Annotated in this window: 16 protein-coding genes; 13 read left to right on the top strand and 3 right to left on the bottom strand. The window is 70.4% G+C overall.

Translation table 11 applies throughout. From position 1 onward, the window contains the following. Positions 1-12 precede the first annotated feature (12 nt). From asnB to nadE, 3 genes are all read left to right on the top strand, one after another. Positions 13-1,992: an asparagine synthase (glutamine-hydrolyzing) gene (gene asnB / locus G4D86_RS48785; RefSeq protein WP_164002447.1), complete on the top strand. Its 1,980-nt coding sequence runs from the start codon at positions 13-15 to the stop codon at positions 1,990-1,992. A gap of 67 nt (positions 1,993-2,059) precedes the next feature. Continuing rightward, positions 2,060-3,637 (top strand): class I adenylate-forming enzyme family protein, encoded by a 1,578-nt coding sequence (locus tag G4D86_RS48790; protein ID WP_164002449.1) that lies wholly within the window; start codon positions 2,060-2,062, stop codon positions 3,635-3,637. A 23-nt stretch (positions 3,638-3,660) separates the two neighbouring features. Beyond that, positions 3,661-4,656 carry an NAD(+) synthase gene (nadE, locus tag G4D86_RS48795; RefSeq protein ID WP_164002452.1) on the top strand — a complete coding sequence of 332 codons (996 nt, stop codon included), beginning with the start codon at positions 3,661-3,663 and terminating at the stop codon, positions 4,654-4,656. Between the two features lie 80 nt (positions 4,657-4,736). Here the strand turns inward: nadE and G4D86_RS48800 are convergent, their stop codons facing one another. After that, entirely contained in the window at positions 4,737-5,732 is a 996-nt protein-coding gene (locus G4D86_RS48800) for a hypothetical protein (RefSeq protein WP_164002454.1), read from the bottom strand. 173 nt (positions 5,733-5,905) lie between these two features. Between G4D86_RS48800 and G4D86_RS48805 the strand changes: the two genes are divergently transcribed. The 4 genes from G4D86_RS48805 to G4D86_RS48820 all read left to right on the top strand — a co-directional run bounded on the left by G4D86_RS48805 (position 5,906) and on the right by G4D86_RS48820 (position 10,262). Beyond that, complete coding sequence (locus tag G4D86_RS48805; protein ID WP_164002457.1) at positions 5,906-7,453, top strand: LysM peptidoglycan-binding domain-containing protein; 1,548 nt, start codon at positions 5,906-5,908, stop codon at positions 7,451-7,453. A gap of 216 nt (positions 7,454-7,669) precedes the next feature. Next, positions 7,670-9,106 carry a C39 family peptidase gene (locus G4D86_RS48810; RefSeq protein WP_164002459.1) on the top strand — a complete coding sequence of 479 codons (1,437 nt, stop codon included), beginning with the start codon at positions 7,670-7,672 and terminating at the stop codon, positions 9,104-9,106. Between the two features lie 158 nt (positions 9,107-9,264). Further along, positions 9,265-9,408 carry a hypothetical protein gene (locus G4D86_RS48815; protein WP_164002461.1) on the top strand — a complete coding sequence of 48 codons (144 nt, stop codon included), beginning with the start codon at positions 9,265-9,267 and terminating at the stop codon, positions 9,406-9,408. Positions 9,409-9,494: 86 nt separating this feature from the next. Beyond that, positions 9,495-10,262, top strand: coding sequence for a hypothetical protein (locus tag G4D86_RS48820; protein ID WP_164002463.1), 768 nt, complete (start codon positions 9,495-9,497; stop codon positions 10,260-10,262). Between the two features lie 6 nt (positions 10,263-10,268). On the opposite strand, the gene G4D86_RS48825 is transcribed toward G4D86_RS48820, so the two are convergent. After that, positions 10,269-11,018 (bottom strand): pyridoxal-phosphate dependent enzyme, encoded by a 750-nt coding sequence (locus G4D86_RS48825; protein ID WP_205520395.1) that lies wholly within the window; start codon positions 11,016-11,018, stop codon positions 10,269-10,271. A 190-nt stretch (positions 11,019-11,208) separates the two neighbouring features. Here G4D86_RS48825 and G4D86_RS48830 point away from each other — a divergent pair, with 190 nt between their 5' ends. From G4D86_RS48830 to G4D86_RS48845, 4 genes are all read left to right on the top strand, one after another. Next, complete coding sequence (locus G4D86_RS48830) at positions 11,209-13,041, top strand: sensor histidine kinase (protein WP_164002464.1); 1,833 nt, start codon at positions 11,209-11,211, stop codon at positions 13,039-13,041. Next, positions 13,038-13,754: a response regulator transcription factor gene (locus G4D86_RS48835; RefSeq protein WP_164002466.1), complete on the top strand. Its 717-nt coding sequence runs from the start codon at positions 13,038-13,040 to the stop codon at positions 13,752-13,754. The genes G4D86_RS48830 and G4D86_RS48835 overlap by 4 nt, the downstream gene beginning before the upstream one ends. Positions 13,755-13,926: 172 nt before the next feature. After that, positions 13,927-14,679: an energy transducer TonB gene (locus G4D86_RS48840; protein ID WP_164002468.1), complete on the top strand. Its 753-nt coding sequence runs from the start codon at positions 13,927-13,929 to the stop codon at positions 14,677-14,679. 287 nt (positions 14,680-14,966) lie between these two features. Beyond that, positions 14,967-15,719 carry a TonB family protein gene (locus G4D86_RS48845; RefSeq protein ID WP_164002469.1) on the top strand — a complete coding sequence of 251 codons (753 nt, stop codon included), beginning with the start codon at positions 14,967-14,969 and terminating at the stop codon, positions 15,717-15,719. Between the two features lie 3 nt (positions 15,720-15,722). On the opposite strand, the gene G4D86_RS48850 is transcribed toward G4D86_RS48845, so the two are convergent. After that, positions 15,723-16,853, bottom strand: a complete 1,131-nt coding sequence (locus G4D86_RS48850) for a tetratricopeptide repeat protein (RefSeq protein ID WP_240360916.1) — start codon at positions 16,851-16,853, stop codon at positions 15,723-15,725. A 190-nt stretch (positions 16,854-17,043) separates the two neighbouring features. Here G4D86_RS48850 and G4D86_RS48855 point away from each other — a divergent pair, with 190 nt between their 5' ends. Further along, positions 17,044-17,901, top strand: a complete 858-nt coding sequence (locus tag G4D86_RS48855; RefSeq protein WP_240360917.1) for a zinc metalloprotease — start codon at positions 17,044-17,046, stop codon at positions 17,899-17,901. Positions 17,902-18,134: 233 nt separating this feature from the next. Beyond that, on the top strand, positions 18,135-19,622 hold the full coding sequence (locus G4D86_RS48860; RefSeq protein WP_164002473.1) for a phytoene desaturase family protein: 1,488 nt from the start codon (positions 18,135-18,137) through the stop codon (positions 19,620-19,622). Positions 19,623-19,764 lie beyond the last annotated feature (142 nt).

Consider the following 19,764-nt stretch of genomic DNA (forward strand, 5'->3'; position numbering starts at 1 on the left):
GAGAGCACCACCATGTGTGGCATCGCGGGTTTCACCTTTCCGGCGGGCGGGGGCGCCGGAGCAGCCGAGCGGAACGAGTCCGCCGAGCGGCTGCGCAGGATGACCGCCAGCATCAAGCACCGCGGCCCCGACGCGCAGCGGGCCCTGATGCTGGACGGCGTGGGCCTGGGCCACACGCGGCTCTCCATCGTCGACCTGGAGGGCGGCCACCAACCCATGCGGGACGCCCGCACGGGACTCACCGTCGTCTTCAACGGTGAAATCTTCAACCACGTGGAGCTGCGCGAGCAGCTCTCCGCGCACTACGCGTTCCGCACCCGCTCGGACACCGAGGTCATCCTCGCCGCGTTCCTCACGTGGGGCATCGACTGCGTGCGCCGCTTCGAGGGCCAGTGGGCCTTCGCCCTCTGGGACCCGCGCGACAAGACGCTCTGGCTCTCGCGAGACCGCGTGGGCATCTGCCCGCTGTATTACGCGCAGCTGCCGGGCGGGCACCTGGCGTTCGGCTCCGAGGCCAAGGTGCTCTTCGCCGGTGGGCTGGTGACGCCGACGCTGGACGCGCGGGGCCTCAAGCAGACCTTCGCGCTCTGGTCGCCGGTGGCGCCGCGCACCTCGTTCGAGGGCGTGAACCTCTTGCCTCCCGCGCACTCGGCCCGCTTCCGGGACGGGAAGCTGGAGGTCTTCCGGTACTGGGACCTGGACTTCGGCGTCGCGCCGGACGCCGCGGACGAGCCGAAGCTGCTGGAGGAATTGGGCGCGGTGCTGGAGCGCGCGGTGCGGCTGCGGCTGCGCGCGGACGTGCCGGTGGCGGCGTACCTGTCGGGCGGGCTGGATTCCAGCCTCCTGTGCGCGCTGGCGCAGGGGCAGTTGGGCGGCACGCTGCGGACCTTCTCCGTGGGCTTCGCGCACGCGCGCTTCGACGAGCGCCAGCACCAGACCACCGTGGCGGACGAACTGCGCACGCAGCACCGCGTGGTGGAGATGCGCGACGGGGACATCGGCAAGCTGGTGCCGGGCGTCATCTTCCACGCCGAGCAGGCGATGATGCGCTCCGCGCCCGCGCCCTTCCTGCGCCTGAGCGAGTGGGTGCGGGAGAACGGCATCCGCGTGGTCCTCACCGGGGAGGGCTCGGACGAGATGTTCCTCGGCTACGACCTCTTCAAGGAGACCAAGGTCCGCCAGTTCTGGGCGCGCCAGCCGGCGTCGAAGTACCGCCCGCTGCTGCTGCGGAAGCTCTACCCCACCCTCTCGGTGAGCCAGCAGAACGTGGAGCTCTTGCGCGAGTTCTTCGGCATGGGGCTGGAGGACCCGGGGAGCCTGGGCTTCTCGCACCTGGTGCGCTGGTCCAACAGCGGCCGGATTACGCGCTTCCTCGCGCCGGAGTTCGCCGCGCGCGTGGCGGACGAGGACCCGGTGGCGTCGGTGCTGCGGTCGGTGCCGGAGCACGTGGCCCGGTGGCGACCGCTGGCGCGCGCGCAGTACCTGGAGGCAAAGACGCTGCTGTCCGGGTATCTGCTGTCCGCGCAGGGCGACCGCATGCTGCTGGGCAACGCGGTGGAGGGGCGCTTCCCCTTCCTGGACACGGCGGTGATGGAGTTCGCCGCGCGAGTGCCGGAGCGGCTGCGCCTCAAGGGGCTGGACGAGAAACACATCCTCAAGCGCTTTGCCCGGGGCAAGGTGCCGGCGTCCATCCTGGAGCGCAGCAAGTTCCCCTACCGCGCGCCCATCGCCGGAGCGCTGGTGGGCCCCGACGCGCCGGCCTGGGCCCGCGAGCTGCTCGCACCCGAGGCGGTGGCGAAGGTGGGCGTCTTCGACGCGAAGAAGGCGGAGCGACTCGTCGCCAAGCTGCGCGCGCCCAACGCGGCGGAGAGCGAGGCGGACACCATGGCCCTCTTCGCCATCGCGTCCACGCAATTGCTCGCCCACCACTTCCTCCACCCGAAGCCGCCACCCGCGGCGGACGTGGACGCGGTGGTGCTGGAGGCGGCATGAGCGCGACGGACTCCTCTGCCCGGGTGCATGGCAACGCCGAGCGCATGGCCATGGCGCGGGAGGCAGCATGAGCGCGACGGACTCCGCTCCCGGGTGGGTGCTGGGCCACGCCGGGCGCACGCCGGACGCGTCCGCGGTGGACTCGCCGTGGGTGCGGCTCACCTACCGGCAGCTCGCGGAGCGGATGCTGGCGCTGGCCGGACACCTGCGCGCTTCGGGCGTGGGCCCGGGGGACAAGGTGCTCATCGCCCTGCCGCTGGGCTCGGCGGCGGTGGTGGCGGGCCTCGCGGTGCAGGCGCTGGGCGCGTGCGCGGTGGAGCTGGACCGCGAGTCCGGCGCGGCGTCGCTGGATGCCATCCTCGCGCAGACGGGCGCGCGGCACGCCTTCCTCTTCGGGCAGGACGCGCGCAAGTGGACGGGCAGGACGACCCTGGGCCACTTCTACGTGGTGCACTCCACGCGCCCTCCAGAGCGCATGCTCCAGGTGCTCGCGCCCGCCGTGTGCACATGGGTGCAGGAGGACGGCGCGCTGGACGCGGACGCGAAGGCCGCTCCGCTGGAGACGCTGCCCTCCGCGCCGTCCGACGCGCACGCGGCCATCGTCTACACGTCCGGCAGCACGGGCACGCCCCGAGGCGTCATCCAGACGTTCGGCAACATCGCCGCCAACACGCGCTCCATCGTCGAGTACCTGGGCCTCACGCCGACGGACAGGGCGCACCTCATCCTCCCGCTGCACTACTGCTACGGGAAGAGCGTCCTGCAGACGCACCTGCTCGCGGGCGGCTCCGTGTTCCTGGACCCGCGCTTCATGTACCCGCAGGTGGTGCTGGAGGCCATGGCCGCCGAGGGCAGCACCGGCTTCGCGGGCGTGCCACTCACCTTCGAGTTGCTCAAGCGTCAGGCCAGCCCGGAGACGCTGTCGAAGCTCAAGCTGCGCTACCTCACCCAGGCGGGCGGTGGCATGGCGCCGGACACCATCCAGTGGACGCGCGAGACGTTCCACCCGGCGGAGCTGTTCGTCATGTACGGCCAGACGGAGGCCACCGCGCGGCTGAGCTACCTGCCGCCGAAGCTCGCGAAGGAGAAGGCGGGCTCCATCGGCCTGGGCATTCCGGGCGTGGAATTGCGCGTGGTGGCGGAGGACGGCACGCCGCTGCCCGTGGGCGAGACGGGCCACCTGGTGGCGAAGGGCGCCAACGTCACGCCGGGCTACCTGGGCGCGCCCGAGGAGACGGCCACCGTGCTGAAGGACGGCTGGCTGTGGACGGGCGACCTGGCCTGGCGCGACGCGGACGGCTTCTTCTTCCTCGTCGGCCGCGCGAAGGAAATCCTCAAGGTGAATGGCCACCGGGTGAGCCCGGCGGAAATCGAGCACCACCTGGCGAGCCACCCCGCGGTGCGGGAAGTCGCGGTGGTGGGCGTGCCGGACGCGCTGGGCGGCGAGGCGGCCTGCGCGGTGGTGGTGGTGCACGCGGGCGCCGAGGTGAAGGAAGACGACTTGCGGCGCTTCTGCCGCGAGTCGCTGCCGGTGCACAAGGTGCCGAAGCACGTGGTGTTTTCAGAGGCGCTTCCGCGCGGGCCCGCGGGCAAGGTGCTCAAGGCGGAGCTGCGCACACGGTATTCGTCAGTCGGTTCTTCGTAAGAAATTCCAGAGGGGTGGACACGATGAAGTTCTCGAAGCAGGTGCTGGAGCTGGACTGGGAGGCCAAGGCGGCCGAGCTGTCCGAAGGGCTGCGCGAGGCGGTGCTGAAGAAGCTGAAGAAGCGCGGGCTGGTGGTCGCCGTCTCCGGCGGCATCGACTCCGCCTGCGTCGCCGCGCTGGCCGTGCGTGCGCTGGGGCCGGACCGCGTGTTCGGCATCCTCCTGCCGGAGAAGGACTCCAGCGGGTGGAGCTCGCAGCTGGGCCGCAAGCTCTGCGAGAAGCTGGGCATCAAGTACCAGCTCCACGACATCGCCCCGATTCTGGAGGCGGCCGGCTGCTACCGGCAGCGCGACGAGGCGGTGCGCTCGGTGTTCCCCGAGTTCACCCCGGACATGAAGTGGAAGATTGTGATGAACGGCGACCGGCTGAACACGGACGCGGTGAACTTCTTCCACGTGGTGGTGCAGGTGAACGGCGAGGAGCGCCGCTTCCGCCTCTCGCCGCAGGCGTACACGCAGATTGTCGCCGCGACGAACTTCAAGCAGCGCACCCGGAAGATGATGGACTACTTCCACGCGGACCGGCTGAACTTCGCGGTGTCCGGCACGCCGAACCGCCTGGAGTACGACCAGGGCTTCTTCGTGAAGCTCGGTGACGGCGCGGCGGACGTGAAGCCCATCGCCGGCCTCTACAAGACGCAGGTGTACAAGCTGGCGAAGCACCTGGGCGTCATCGACGAAATCACCAGCGGCGAGCCCACCACGGACACGTTCAGCCTTCCGCAGTCGCAGGAGGACTTCTACTTCTCCGTGCACTACTCGCAGCTCGACCTGCTGATGTGGGCCAAGAATCACGGCGTGTCCACGGACGAGGCCGCGCAGGTGATGGGCCTGACGCCCACGCAGGTGCAGCGCGTCTACGACGACATCGACCAGAAGCGCCGCTCCACCGCGTACCTGCACTCCGCCCCCGTGCTGCTGGAGAAGGTGCCGGAGCTGGACGCGTTCAAGATTGGCTGAGCGGAGCGTCCTCCGACGCGTCGGGTGACCTGCCCCGACGCGTCGCCCCCACCTCCCGCGTGTCGCGTACGACGATGGGGCTACTCGTACTCGTCGCACTTCTCGGCGCGCACGGGGATGCCGCCCTTCTTGTCCTCGCGGACGAAGAGCGTGCCGTCGCGGAAGAAACCCGTGCCCCCCTTGAGGCGGACGATGTTCTTCTTCGCGTCCGCCACCGTCCACGCCAGCGTCTCGCGCGAGCCGCTGGAGTGTGTCACCTCCAGCGTGTACGCGCCCGCCGCGCCGGGCATCGAGCCCGTCACCTTCAGCTCCTCGTCCTCCTGGCCGTACTCGGCCTTCATCGCGCCGCTGGCCTCGAGGGTGAAGGCGGGGGTGCCCGACGAGCAGGGCCGCTCGATGACGTACCCCTTGCCCTTGCGGTGCACCTGCACCCAGTGGCCGGCGAGCGGCTTCACGTCCACCGCACCCGGGGCGGCCGACGCCGCGCTGCCCTGCTCCTTGCAGTCGAGCTGATCGCGACGCAGCAGGCCCACGGTGGCGCTCTTCGGCCCCGCGAAGCGCGCGGGCACCAGGTCCGGCTCGAGGGACGGCACGTAGACCTGCACCGCGTCCCCTGTCACCACGAAGGCCTTGCGCTGCGTGTTCTTCTCGTCCGAGTCGTGGAAGTACGCGCGCGGCGCCTTCACCTTGCAGCCCTTCAGGGGCGTCATCGCCTTGCGCGCGAAGACATCCTTTCCGGGCCAGCCCGCGCCGCAGCAGCCGGGGCTTCCGTCCTCGAGCACCAATTCGCCGGACTCCAGCCGCAGCGTCCACGTGTCGTTGGCGTCCGTGCTCTTCAGCGCCCAGCGAGACGCGGACTCCTTTCGCTGGAGCATCAGCGGGCACTCACACGTCCCGACGCTCTGCCCCTGCGGGAAGCCGGCGCTGTAGTGGAGCAGGGTCTCCTTGTCGCCCTGCAGCACGGCCAGCTCCCCACCGTCCTTGCGATACACGCCCGTGACATCGCCCGCCGGCTGGGCCGCTGCCACCGCCGCCCACGCCACCATCGTCAGGCCCAGCGCCACCTGCCTGGTCATCGTCACATCCTCCATGGCTCAATAAATCCGAGGGGTTCCGCTGCCCCGTCTGATCGGGCCCCGAAAACTTCCGCCCACGCAACAAACGACGGAACTCCTAGATAATAGAGGGAAATCCTCGACTGCGTGTCGAGCGAGCCGGGGGCCGCAAGCCTCCGTGCGGGGAGCGGACCATGACGAGCGTCAGCAACTACAAGGTGCGGTCAGGCGACACGCTGTCGGCCATCGCCAAGCGCTACAACACCACCGTCGATGCGTTGGCCAAGGCCAACAACATCAAGAACCCGGACCGCATCAGCGCGGGTCAGGTCCTGCGCGTCAACGACGGCTTCGACGCGAAGCCGACCGACTCCACGAAGGGCAAGACGCAGCCGAAGGTGGACAACTATCAGCCCACCAAGCCGGCCACGAAGCCCGTTGAGACGAACACCAAGCCCACGGAGACCAAGAAGGGCGAGACCCCGGCGGACCTGGGCAGCCTGAGCCGCAAGTACGAGGCGACCGGCCCCGGCACCGTCTCCACCGGCAGCGGTGACGCGGGCGGCGTGTCCTACGGCTCCTACCAGTTCGCCACCAAGACGGGCTCCGCCAAGGAGTTCGTGGACGGGCTGAAGAACACCTACCCCGACTACCACAAGGCCCTGTCCGGCAAGACGCCCGGCAGCGCCGAGTTCACCAAGGCGTGGAAGGACCTGGCCAAGAAGGAGCCGGAGCGCTTCTTCCAGGCCCAGCACGACGCCATCAAGCGCACGCACTACGACCCCGCCGTCGCCGACATCAAGAAGGCCACCGGCCTGGACGTCACCACGCGCTCGAAGGCGCTGCAGGACGTGGCCTGGTCCACCTCCGTCCAGCACCGCAACAACTCCGACGACATCTTCAAGGCCGCGCTCAAGGGCAAGGACCCGTCGAAGATGAGCGACGCGGACATCATCAAGGCCGTCTACGCCGAGCGCGGCCGGAAGAACGAGAACGGCGAGCTGGTGCACTTCCGCAAGAACTCGGCGAAGGTGCAGGAGAGCGTCGCCAACCGCTTCGTGAATGAGTCGAAGGACGCCCTGGCCCAGCTCAAGAAGGAGCAGGCCGCGGGCCCGACGACGAAGCCCGAGACGAAGCAGGAGACCAAGCCGGAGACGAAGCCCGAGTCCAAGCCCGTCAAGGACTCGACCCCCGTCGAGAAGCCGGGCTCGAAGGATGCGACGAAGGTCAAGGTCCCCTACTTCAGCCAGTTCGAGGGCGGCCACGGCTACACCCCGAACGACACCGCGTGCTTCAACGCGGCGGTGGCCATGGCCAAGGCGGCCGGCGCCACCGTGACGGGCCCGGACAAGCGCATCCAGGTGGCCACGAGCGAGAACTCCAAGGGCCAGGTGACGGTGGACCCGAAGAAGGCCGCCGAGGGCCGCAAGTACATCGACTCGCAGCTCGACGCGGGCAAGCCCGTCGTCGTGGGCGTCAGCCACAAGGACTCCGACTACAACGCGGACAAGCTCACGGACCACTTCGTGGTCATCACCGGCCGCGGCGTCGACGACAAGGGCCGCACCTACTACACCTTCCACGACCCGGGGACGACGCAGAAGGCCAAGGGCGCCGACACCAACCCGAACAACCGCTTCTACGTGGATGACAACGGGAAGATGTACCGCGAGGGCAGCAAGGCCACCGGCTACGTCACCGACCGTCAGCTCGAGGTCGCGATGGTCCGCCGCAACGCCTAGTCCCACCGCATGAAAGGCCCCGGCAACGCGCCGGGTGCCCCTGAAAACGAAGCCGCGCGCCGACCCGTTGTCCGGGGCCTGCGCGCGGCTTCTGTGTTTCTGGCGCTCGCGAGGTCAGCGGCGAGGAGTCGACCCACGGCCAGGCAACTTTCCGACCGCAGGTACGACAATTCCTCCTGTAAGCAGTCACCCCACTCCTGAAAGCCGGAGCGCGCCATGACCTCCCCTCGCATCGACTCTCGTCCGCAGACCTACGCGCCCACGGCGGCGCAGGCGTCGGGGCTTCCGCAGGGCCGGGACGCGCAGCTCAGCCTCCAGCAGGTCTGGCCGTACATCGAGAAGTACGCGAAGCAGTACGGCGCGGACCCCAAGGTGCTGGCGGGCATCGTCGCGCAGGAGTCCTCGTTCAAGAACCACGGCGTGCACCGCGACGGCACCGGCCACGGGCTCATCGGGCTCGATGACAACGGGCTGCTCCCCTCGTTCGAGAAGTGGGCCGGCATGCAGGTGGGGCGCGGCGCCAACGCGAAGACGATTCCGCCCGAGAAGCAACTGGAGTTCCTCGCGAAGACCATTGGCGACCTGACGAAGAAGCACGGCAGCAGCCTGGCCGCCGCGCGCGAGTGGCACCGCGGCGCGGGCAATATGAACGACGCGCGCGGCTACGACTACCAGAGCAAGATTCAGAACCACATCAACACCCTGTTCCCGGGCGGCAAGACGCCGACGGGCACCGCCAACGTCCCCGACACCACCACGCCGGGTGGCAACACCCCCGGCAGCACACCGGGTGGCAACACCCCCGGCAGCAAGCCGGGCACCGACTCACCGGGCTCGCGCCAGCCGGTGGGCGACTCCGACTACAAGATCAAGAGCGGTGACACCCTCTGGGGCATCGCCTCGCAGCTCAAGGCGAAGGGGATGGAGGGCTCGCACTGGGACATCATCAAGCAGATCCAGGCGCTGAACCCGAAGATCACCAACCCCAACCTCATCATGGCCGGCGACAGCATCAAGCTGCCGGGCGTGGCGGGCTCGGACCAGAGCAGCTTCGCGCCCGGCGCGAACAAGCCCAACCCCGTCAACATCAACCCCACCGACGGCGCCGCCCCGGTGACGAACAACGGCAAGGTGGACGCGAGCAAGGTGCCGCAGATCAGCCAGTACAACCCGGCCGGCAAGGACGGGAACTACTGGAACGGCCCGGCCAACTGCGGCCCCACGTCCATGGCGCAGATTGCGCGCGCGGTCGGCTACGGCAAGGACATGACGGACGCCCAGCTCATCAACCACCTGGGCAAGATTGGCGGCACCAGCGGCAACGGCACCGACGTGAACGGCATCGCGAAGATGGCGAAGGCCATGGGCAAGGAGGCCGTCACCAAGGGCCCCGGCGCCAACGTGGACTGGATTGCCGACCAGCTCAAGCAGGGCAAGCTGGTGGTGGCCAACGGCGACTACCACGCCATGCCGCCCCACCAGAACGAGGGCCGCACCTCCGGCCACTACGTCACCGTGGCGGGCATGGACGACAAGGGCAACTTCATCGTCCGCGACCCGGCCGACGCCAACGTGAAGACCGTCACCCCGGAGCAGCTGAAGCACTTCCTCAACTCCAACCCCAACGGCGGCTACCAGATGGCCATCGGCTGAGCGCCGGGCCGCGCTGACAGCGAAGGGTTTGTCTTTCCTGGACCGGCATCCGCATGATGTCGGTCCATTTCATTTCATTTCCGCCCCCGAGGACCCGGATGCCCCAGAGCCCGTCGCCCCACACGTGCATCTCCTGCAAGAGGACCGAGAGCGGAGCCGTGGCCGGCTCGACGTTCATCTCCAATGGAGACAACGGGATGATCGTGCGGTTCTGGATGTGTGATGACTGCGCCATGAAGCACGGCCCGGGCCAGGGCCCCATCGACATGGACGACCCGACGAAGCCCGCCGAGCGGCGCTGAGGCCGGCGGCCCACCCGGACGGTGCGTGGAGCCAGGCGCACAAGCGGGGTATGGAATACGGGCCTCCTTCCCGCGTCGGAGCAGACATGAACAAGTTCCTCGGCATCGCTTCCCTCGTCCTGGCCTCGGCGGCGCTCGCGGTCTCCCTCATGGGCCGCGGTGAGCCCGCGACGCCGCCTCCCTCGCAGGATGACGCTCCCCCCGCCATGGCCGCCGCCGACGTGGAGGACCTGGAGCGGCGCGTGCGGGCGCTGGAGGACACCGCGCTCGGCCTGTCCCGGCGGCTGATGACACTGGAGCAGCGGCCCGCCATCTCCGCGGACGGCGGCATGGTGGCGGCCCCCGCGGCGCTCACGGCGGAGCTGGAGCAACTGCGCGCCGAGGTGCGCGGCATGGTGGCGGGCGAGGCGCTCAACTCCGAGGGTGGACGCACCTACCTGAAGGACGCCGTGCGCGCCGTGCAGGACGAGATGCGCAACGAGCAGCGCGAGGCTCGCCAGCAGGAGTGGGCCCAGGCGCAGGTCCAGTCCCAGACGCAGCGCGCGGAGCGCCTGCGCCAGTTCGTGAGCGACGCCAAGCTCAACTACAACCAGGAGCAGGCGCTCACCCGCCGCATGCAGGCCGAGGACTCCAAGCGCCAGGCGCTCATGGCCGAGGTGCAGGCCGGCACGAAGAACCCGCGCGACATCCGCCAGGAGCTGCGCGCCGAGCGCCAGCAGACGGACCAGGAGATGAGCTCGCTACTGAGCGAGGAGCAGCAGGCGAAGTACCAGGAGCTGCGCCGCGAGGAGTGGGGGAACGGCGGCCGCCAGCGCGGGCCTCGCGGTGAGCGTGCCGGCGGGGAGCAGCCGTAGCCCGCCTCAGCCTCCCGGGGGCCGCGCGTTGTGGGAGATGATGAGCACCTCCTCCGGCCTGGGCTCCTCGCGCGCCCAGGCCAGCAGCGCGCCCAGGCCATCCGAGTCCCGGGCCCTCGCCGTCTCCAGCGCCACCTCTTCCCGGTACGGGTAGAAGAGGTCCGTCTCCCCCAGGCTCTGCTCCGCCCAGCGCCGCCAGCCGGGCAGCGAGCGCCCCGGGGCGGGCTGCACGCCCACCACCTCGTAGCCCGCGGACGTGAAGGTCCGGTGCAGCCCCACCACCGTGGCGCCCGTGCCGAAGCCGCACACCACGCTGCGCACCGCTGGGAAGACGTCGCGCACCACCTCGCGCAGCCGCACGGCCCACGACGCCACGCACTCCACCAACTCCCCGTTGGCGAGCTGCCGCGGCCAGCACCACCCGGCGCGCTCGTAGCCCCTCGCCAGCTCCCACGCCTCGGAGAGCCCGCGCACGGTGCGCACCTCGCCGCCGAACCCGTTGGTCCGCAGGTAGCCCGTCCCCGCCGCGTCCGTCACCGCCACCACCGGCAGCCCCCGCTCCCGCCCCAGCGCGTCCAGCGCCAGCGCGGTGGCCGCCCCGGACAGCTCCACCAGCCCCCTCGCCCCCTCCGGGAGTGAAGACTCCAGGTAGCGCGAGAAGGTGAGGTACTTGAGGCTGCCGGCGGGGAGCGCTCCGCCCCACAGCACCACGGGGCCTCCAGGCCAGGGACGCGACAGCGGAAAGACGACGCGCATGCGGGGCAGCCTCCTGCCCCCCAGGCTTTCCCTCGTGCGGCCCCGGCGCCATCGCCCGCCGCACCGCGCTGTCGGCCCGTGGACCGGAAGCCCGCCCGTCCGCCCTCCGAGGACACTCGCCTCCGCCTCCAGGCCCACGCGAAAAGCCTCGGGGGGCCGGAGGCTGTGCGATAGTCAGCGTCGCACTCTCATGCTGCGCCGGCTCCTCCCCACCCTCGTGGCCCTGGGCTGCGGCCTCCTGGCCCTCGGCTGGGGGCTGTTCAGCCTCCAGCGCATCTTCGGCCAGGAGCGCGAGGATGCTCACGCCCAGGTGCGCTCACGCCGCGAGGCGCTGGAGCACGCCGCCTCCGAGTCGCTCCGCCAGAGCCTGGCCCGGCAGCTCGAGGAGACCATCCCCGCGCTCCATGAGGCGGTGGGAGACCCGCTGGCCCCGGCCGAGGGCTTCTACCTCCTCTTCCGCAACTACCAGTTCCTGCCCCGCATCACCCGCCCCAGCGCCGGCTACCGGACGCCCGCGAAAGACGCGTACCTCGTGCTCGAGGCGCACCTCGCGGATGGCTCGCCCGCGGGCAAGTGGGAGCAGCGCCTGGCGCGGCTGCGCGCGGTGGAGGCGGCGCTCGCGGCCCGGAACACCCGGGGCGTGGGGCGGCTGGTGGAGGACCTGCTGCGCTACCACGCCGCCAACCCGCTGCCCGCGGTGCAGGAGCTGCCCTTCCTGGTGCTGACCCTGGAGCGACTGCAGCGCGGGAAGGACACGGAGCCGCTGGTGCGGGCGCTGCTGCGCGAGGGCCTGCCGGAGGACTTCGGCGGCTTCGCCCGGGCCTCGGGGCTCCAGCGGGACCTGCTTCGCGAGCGCTCGCGCTTCACCCAGTCGGACTTCGACTTCCTCCACGAGCACATCGTCCGGCTGAGCACCACGCTGGGCGAGCCCACCCGTGACTTCCTGGACCGCGCGGGCGAGGTGGGCGCCGGCATGCTGGTGATGCCGGACGGACTGGTGGAGCCGACGCTGATTGGCGAGCAGTGGTACGTGGAGCCCAAGAACGAGGAGGCGGTCTACGGCATCGCCGTGGACGTGGTGGCGCTGCTGCGCCCCATCGCGGACGACCTGCGCGCGCGCCGCCTGCTCGACACGGACGGCACGCTGAGCCTGAAGACCGAGCGTCCGGTGCAGCCGATGCGCACGCTGCGGGTGCGCGCGGAGATGCCGCAGTGGGCGCGGGCGGAGGCCGACATCGAGGCGCGCTACGGTCTGAAGACGGTGCTGGTGGCGGTGTGCGGCGCGCTGGCGATGGCCATCTTCGCGCTGTCGGTGGTGTCGCAGCAGCGCAAGTACCGCTTCCTGGAGCTGAAGAGCGACTTCGTGGCCACCGTCTCGCACGAGCTGCGCACGCCACTGGCCTCCATCCGCCTGCTGGGCGAGACGCTGGAGCGCAAGCTGGCGCACACGCCCGAGGTGCGCGACTACCCGGCCCGCATCGTCCAGGCCGCCGACGGGCTGCACTTCCTCGTGGAGAACATCCTGTCCTTCAACCGCATCGACAAGGGCCGCTGGAAGCTGCGGACCTCGCGCGTGCGCCTGGAGGAATTGGTCAACCCGCTGCGCGACGACCTGGCCAGCGCCACGACGGTGCCGGTGGACCTGGTGACGGACGTGGGCGACGCGGAGCTGGAGGCGGACCCCTCGCTGCTGCGGCTGCTCTTCGCCAACCTGGGCCGCAACGCGTGCGCCTACAACCGGCGCAGCCCGGTGCGCATCTCCGTCAGCGCGCAGACGATTCCCGGCCATGGCTGCACGGTGCTATTCCGCGACAACGGCGTGGGCATGCCGGAAGACGAATGGGAGAACGTCTTCCAGGACTTCTACCGGCTGACGCAGCCGGGGCCGGAGGTCCACGGCAGTGGCCTGGGACTGGCGCTCTGCCGGAAGATCATGCGGCTGCATGGAGGCGACATCCAGGTGGCCACCTCCAGTCCTGAAGGCACCACCTTCGCTCTCACCTTTCACGAGTCGTACCGATGACCACCGCCACTCCGAACCCGACCAGCCGCCCCTCCGTCCTCATCGTCGAGGACGACGCCCACCTGCGCGTCGGCCTGCGCGACAACCTCCAGGACGAGGGCTACGTGGTGTCCGAGGCCCCCTCCGCCCGCGACGCCGAGCCGCTACTGCGCGAGCGCGAGTTCGACCTGCTCATCCTGGACGTGATGCTGCCGGGCGAGGACGGCTACTCGTTCTGCCGGCGGCTGCGCTCCCAGGGCGTGAAGAGCATGGTGATGATGCTCACCGCGCGCTCGCTGGAGGACGACATCCTCCGCGGCTTCGAGGCGGGCGCGCAGGACTACCTCACCAAGCCCTACCGGCTGCGGGAATTGCTCGCGCGGGTGCGCGCGCTGGTGCGCAGGGCCGGCACGCCCCCGCCGCAGGTGATGACCTTCAGCGGCTTCACCCTGGACCTGGGCCGGCGCGCGGTGACGAAGCCGGACGGGACGGACGTGGAGCTGACACGCACCGAGTTCGACCTGCTCGCCTTCCTGCTGCGCCACAAGGACCGGGCCCTGCCGCGAGGGGAAATCCTGGACGCGGTGTGGGGCCGGGACGTGGTGGTGGACCCGCGCACGGTGGACAACTTCGTCTCCAGCCTGAAGAAGAAGCTGGGCTGGACGAGCACGTCCGGGTTCACCATCCACACGATTCGCGGCGTGGGCTACCGGATGGAGCTTTTCGCCCCGTGACAGAACAGTGATGAAGAGATGGCCGGCCCACGGCCATCCCGCTGTGCCCGACCCGTAGGTTGACTCGCGCGTGGACAGGGCGCTCCAGAGCCATCCGCCCACGCCGGTGTCGCCTGCCGCGCGCAAGCGGTGAGTTCACCGGGAGCGCCCGTCGATGCGGGAGGCAGCCGGTATGTTCAAGTCGGTCATCGAGCGGCAGCGAGCGGGGCGACTGGGGACGGGGACGTGGGTGTCCATCGGCGTGCATGCGGCGCTGTTCGCCGCGGTGCTGTTCATCTCCGCGCGGCCTCCGGAACCGCCCGAGCAGTACGTGATCGATTGCCTGCCCTTCAGGCCACCGGGCCCGAGCGTGCGCAGGGGCACCCCGGCGCCCGCGCCGCCGAAGCAGGCCAACGCCCCCCGCCCCAAGCCCCGGGACAGGAACCGCGTGCCCCGCACGCCCCCGCCGCCTGTGGAGCCGCGTCCTCCGGAGCCCGACCCGACGCCGTCCCCGGGCAGGGATGACGAGGTCGCCACGCCCGCCATCCGCGTCGAGCCCGAGGGCCACCCGGACGGCGACCCGGACAGCCTGCTCCCCGACGGTCCGCTGCCCACGAGCGTCCCCTCGGACCTGGTGCGCAGGGCCACGGACGTGGAGAACGTTGCCTTCGGCGACGGCATGACGCCGCCAGTGCTGCTGAGCGGAGCCCCCATCGAGTACACGTCCCTGGCGCGCGCGGCCGAGGTGGAAGGCACACTCATCGCCAAGTGTGTCATCACCCGGGAGGGACAGATGCGGGACTGCCGCATCCTCAAGGGCCTGGCCTATATGGACGAGGCGGTGGTGGAAGCCCTGGAGACCCGGCGCTACCGCCCGGTGACGTTCCAGGGCAGCCCGGTGTCCGTGTCCTATCACGTCACCGTCAGGCTCAAGCTGCCCCGGTAGCGCGCCCTCGTGCACGGGTGATGAGTGATGTCGCCGCCCTCCTTTCCTCTCGCGGGAAGGAGGGCGGTGCTGTTTCCGGAGGGCAGCCGCACCTGGAGCGGGCGGGCTTTTCCCATGACAAAACCGTGACCAGAAGATGGACGACTCACGGCCATTCCGAGACGGCGACTGCGTAGTTTGACTCTTGCGTGGTCAGGGCGCTCCAGAAGCAACCGAACACGTCGGCATCCGTCCGTGGGGAGCGGACGGATGCCGGGAGCGCCCGTCCTTGGAGGAGGCCTTCCACCATGTTCAAGTCAGTCATCGAGCGGCAGCGGGCAGGGCGTCTTGGCGCGGGCATGTGGCTGTCCATCGGGGTGCACGCGGCGCTGTTCGCCGTGGTCCTCTTCATCTCCGCGAGGCCCGCGGAGCTGCCGCCCGAGCCGGAGAAGGACTACGTCCTCCGGCTGAGCGTGGGCCCCAACCTGGCCAAGGGCACGCCGGCGCCCGCCGCGCCGAAGCAGGCCAACGCCCCGAAGCCGCGCCCGCGCAACCCGGACCGCGTCCCCCGCAAGGTGCAGCCGCTGCCGGCGGACCCGCAGCCCGTGGACCCGCCGCCTGCCGACTCCAGCGACAACACCGACGAGGTGGCGGACCCGGGCGAGGGCGTGGCCGGCGGCCACCCGGACGGTGACCCGAACAGCACGACCATCGGCGTGCCGCTCGTCCCCGGGCTCCCAGGGGGCATGGGCCAGAGCCCCACGGGCACGGAGGTTCTCCCGTTCGGCCAGGGCATGACGCCGCCGACGCAGGTGCGCGTCACCCCCATCGACTACACGCCCGCGGCGCGCGCGGCCCAGGTGGAGGGCACGCTCATCGCCAAGTGCGTCATCACGGTGGAGGGCAGCGTGCGCGACTGCCGCGTCATCAGGGGCCTGCCGCACATGGATGAGGCGGTGGTGGACGCGCTGGAGAGCTGGCGCTACCGCCCGGTGACGTACCAGGGCAAGGCGGTCAGCGTGTCCTACGTCTTCACCCTCCGGCTCAAGCTGCCCCGGTAGGCCTCACAGGTCGATGCCGCCCGCCGGCACCAGCACGTGCTTGAGCACGTAGGCCTTCAGGCGCTGGCGGACGGTGTCATCCAGGGTGAGGACGATTTGGGGGTGCACGCGGGTGGCCACCTCGAAGAGCACGGCCTCCAGCAGCATCCCGTCCTTCGCAATGACATACAGCCGGTCCAGCGTGGCGTCCGACGCGTCCGTCTTCCCCCGCGCCTTCTGGTCCTCGTGGACGACGAGCGCGGTGCCCAGGCACTCCAATTCCTCCACCGAGGTGAAGTGCTCCTCGGTGGTGCCGGTCATCTCCTTCCGGTGCGAGGGCTCGCCCAGCCACAGCGCCTTGCAGTTGGCGAAGGCGAACCAGCCCATGTCGTGGTTGGGGTCGAACTGGATGGAGATCTCCTCGCCCACGCGCTCCGCGTAGCCACGGGGGACGATGGCGTCCTCGCGGATGACGAGCCCCAGGTGTGAGTTGGTCTGGAAGAACTGGCGGATGACGGAGTAGCGCGGGCTGAGCGTCAGGCACATGCCCCACGCGTCGAGCGCCTCGTCGAAGCGCCCCAGCTTCGCGAGCGCGTTGCCCAGGAAGAACCAGGAGCGGTGGTCATCCGGGTTGAGGGTGATGGCCTTGCGGTAGTGCTCCAGCCCGGTGGCCGCGTCTCCCGCGAAGTAGGCCGCGTCGCCCCGGAAGTTCCAGGCCATGTAGCAGTCCGGGCACACCTCGGTGGCGCGCGCGTAGAGCTTCCCCGCCTCCTCGTACTTCTTCGCCTGGAAGAGGGGCTCGGCCTCGTCGAGCAGCTTGCGCGCGGCCGGGTTCTCCGGCCACTCACGGACGACGCGCTCGCCGTTCTCCACCACCACGCGGGGGAACTCCACCGCCTGCACGCGCTGGGGCCACAGTTGGTCTCCCCAGCCTCCCGGCGGCGAGTCCTTCCCTTCCACGCGGTAGGACACCTCCGACACCTCCAGCCGCTTCGCGATTTCCGAGGGCGAGAGGTACCGCGGGTGCTCCGGCCCGGACTCCGTGGGGGCGGAGCGGGCCTCCGGCGCCTTCGGCTGCGACACGGGAGCGGGCTTCTGCGTGGACGCACAGCCCAGGACGAGCGCACAACCGACGGCGATGAGTGAGCGGTTCAAGCGGGCGGAACCTTTCGGTGGATGCGGCGCACCCAGTCTATGCGCCGGGCCCCGGGTCACCGTGCACCCGAAATGAAATGACACGGCCCTGGCGCGGCGCGCCTCGTTTTCCTCCATTCCCGGGGAGTACGGTTCTCCCTGGTTCATGACTGACGTTGGGCACACAGGAGGAGACATGCGGATGCAGGGGATGAAGCGAAGCAGCACGCTGGCGCTCACCGTGGGGGGCCTGCTGGCGTGGGGCTGTGGTGGCACGCTGGAGCCGGTGGAGGAGCCGAAACCCGCCGAGGTGGAAGAGGCGCGATGTGGCACCGGGGACGCGGACGCGGCGGAACTGGCGCGCGTGGAGACGCGACTGGCGGCGCGCGAGGTGAGCGCGATGCGGCTGCCGGGCACGGTGCGCGTGCCCACGTACGTGCACGTGCTTCGCTCGGGGACGACCACGACGACTGGCAATGTGCCGGACTCGGTGGTGAGCGCGCAGATTGCGGTGCTCAACTCGGCCTACAGCGGCACGCCCTTCTACTTCGACCACGTGGCCACCACGCGGACGACGAACGCCACCTGGTATGTGATGTCACCGGGCAGCTCGGCGGAGCGGGCGGCCAAGACGGCGCTGCGCCGGGGTGGCAAGGAGTCGCTCAACCTGTACCTGGCGAACCCCGGCGGTGGGCTGCTCGGCTGGGCGACGTTCCCCTGGAGCCAGGCTGCCAGCCCGGTGAATGACGGCGTGGTGATGCTGAACTCGACGCTGCCGGGCGGCACGGCGTCGCCGTACAACCAGGGCGACAGCACCGTGCACGAGGTGGGGCACTGGCTGGGCCTGAATCACACGGTGCAGGGCTGCTCGGTGGACGACGGCGTGTCGGACACACCGAGGTCCAATGGCACTTCGGGCGCCTGCACGGCGGGGCTGGACACGTGCCCGGCCGACCCCGGGCTGGACCCCATCCACAACTACATGGGCTACACCGACGACGCCTGCATGTTCGAGTTCACGCCCGGCCAGGGCGTGCGCATGGACAACATGGCGCTCATGTATCGCTGAGCCGGCGGGTGACGTGAGTGGAGTCCCGGGCGGACGGGCCTGAGTGGCCGCCCGCCCGGGAACCGTCCGCCGCCGAGCGGATGGGACTTCGCACGAGAGGAAAGGCTCGCCTGGAAGCGCGGCCCTCGTTAGGAGCGGGGCACCGCACCGGGCCAGGGTCGCGGTACCGAAGGCGTTACAGGTGAGGCTCCTCTGGCCGGGGGCCCGCCGGCCTCGGGTTCACGGCATGGACGATGTCGAGCATCGAGTACGACGCGGTGGTGGTGGGCGCGGGCTTCGGCGGGCTCGCCACGGCGCTGGAGCTGACGCGGCGAGGCGCGCGCGTGGCGCTGTGCGAGACGCTGAACTATCCCGGCGGCTGCGCCAGCACCTTCCGGCGGGAAGGCCATGCCTTCGAGGCCGGGGCCACGCTGTTCTCCGGCTTCGAGTCCCACCAGCTCTTCGGCCGGTGGATTCGCGAGCACGGCATGGCGGTGACGGTGGACTGGCTGGACCCGGTGGTGGAGCTGCGGACGCCGGAACTTCGGCTTCCGGTGCATCGGGACAAGGCACGGTTCATCGAGTCCCTCTGCGCCCTGCCCGGCGCGCCTGTCACCGGCATCCGGCGCCTGTTCGCGTTGCAGGGCCAGGTGGCCGAGGCGCTGTGGCCACTGTTCGATGACCCGGGCCTGCTGCCGCCGCTGGATGTGAAGGCGCTGCTGCGTCACTCGGGGCGCGCGCTCCGGTATGCGCCGCTGCTGCGGTGGATGGGCCGGCCGCTGGGCGCGGTGCTGGAGACGCTGGGGCTCACGGGCTTCACGCCGCTGCGCACGTACCTGGATGCGCTCTGTCAAATCACCGTGCAGTGCAGCGCGGCCGAGGCAGAGGCACCCTTCGCCCTGGCGGCCATGGACTACTACTGGCGAGGCACGGGCCATGTGCGGGGCGGCATCGGCAAGCTGGCGGAGGCGATGGCGAAGGCGGTGGAGGCGCGCGGCGGCACGGTGCTGCTGGCCAACCGGGTGAAGTCCATCACTCAGGTACCCGGAGGCTGGAGCGTGTCGTCGCGCAAAGGCGAGCTGCGGGCACGGCACGTCGTGGCAAACCTGCTGCCGCGCGGAGTGCTCCGGTTGCTGGGCCAGCCGCCCGAGCAGCTCCCCCGGATGGGAGCGATGTCCGAGCGAATCAGCGAGGGCTGGGGCGCGGCGATGCTCTACCTGGTGGTGAAGGCGCCGGAGCACGAAGGCGGCAGCGCGCACCACCTGGAGCTGGTGCGCGACGCGGGCGCGCCGTTCATCGAGGGAAACCACCTGTTCATGTCCATCAGCGGCGCGGCGGACGAGGGCCGCGCGCCCGAGGGCCACCGCACGGTGACGGTGTCCACGCACGTGCCGCTGAAGACGCTGGCGGGCCTGTCGGCGGAGGAACAGGGCGCGTATCTCTCGGGCATCCAGACGCGCATGCACGCGGGGCTGGAGCAACTGGCGCCCGAGTGGATGGCCGGGCTCACGCACACGATGACGGCGTCACCGCGCACGTATCAGCGCTTCACGCAGCGGGAGGGCGGCGCGGTGGGCGGCGTGCCCCGGCGCGCGGGGTTCGCGAACTACCGGAACCTGGGCCCCATGCAGGTCATGGACGGACTGTGGCTCGTCGGGGACTCGGTGTTCCCAGGACAGAGCACGCTGGCCACGGCGGTGGGCGGCGTGCGCACCGCCGCGAGCATCGCGTCGCGAGGCTAGCGGAAGGAACGTTCCTTGGCTCTGTCTCGACCCTCATGCGGACATGAGCAGGGCGCAATTGTGGAGGATGCCACGCAGCAGCACGTCGCGCTGGCGAGCGGCCCAGCTGCGGGCGGGGATGAGGTCGCCAAAGCGGCGTTTG

This window comes from Pyxidicoccus caerfyrddinensis (assembly GCF_010894405.1).
GTDB classification, from domain to species: Bacteria; Myxococcota; Myxococcia; order Myxococcales; family Myxococcaceae; genus Myxococcus; species Myxococcus caerfyrddinensis.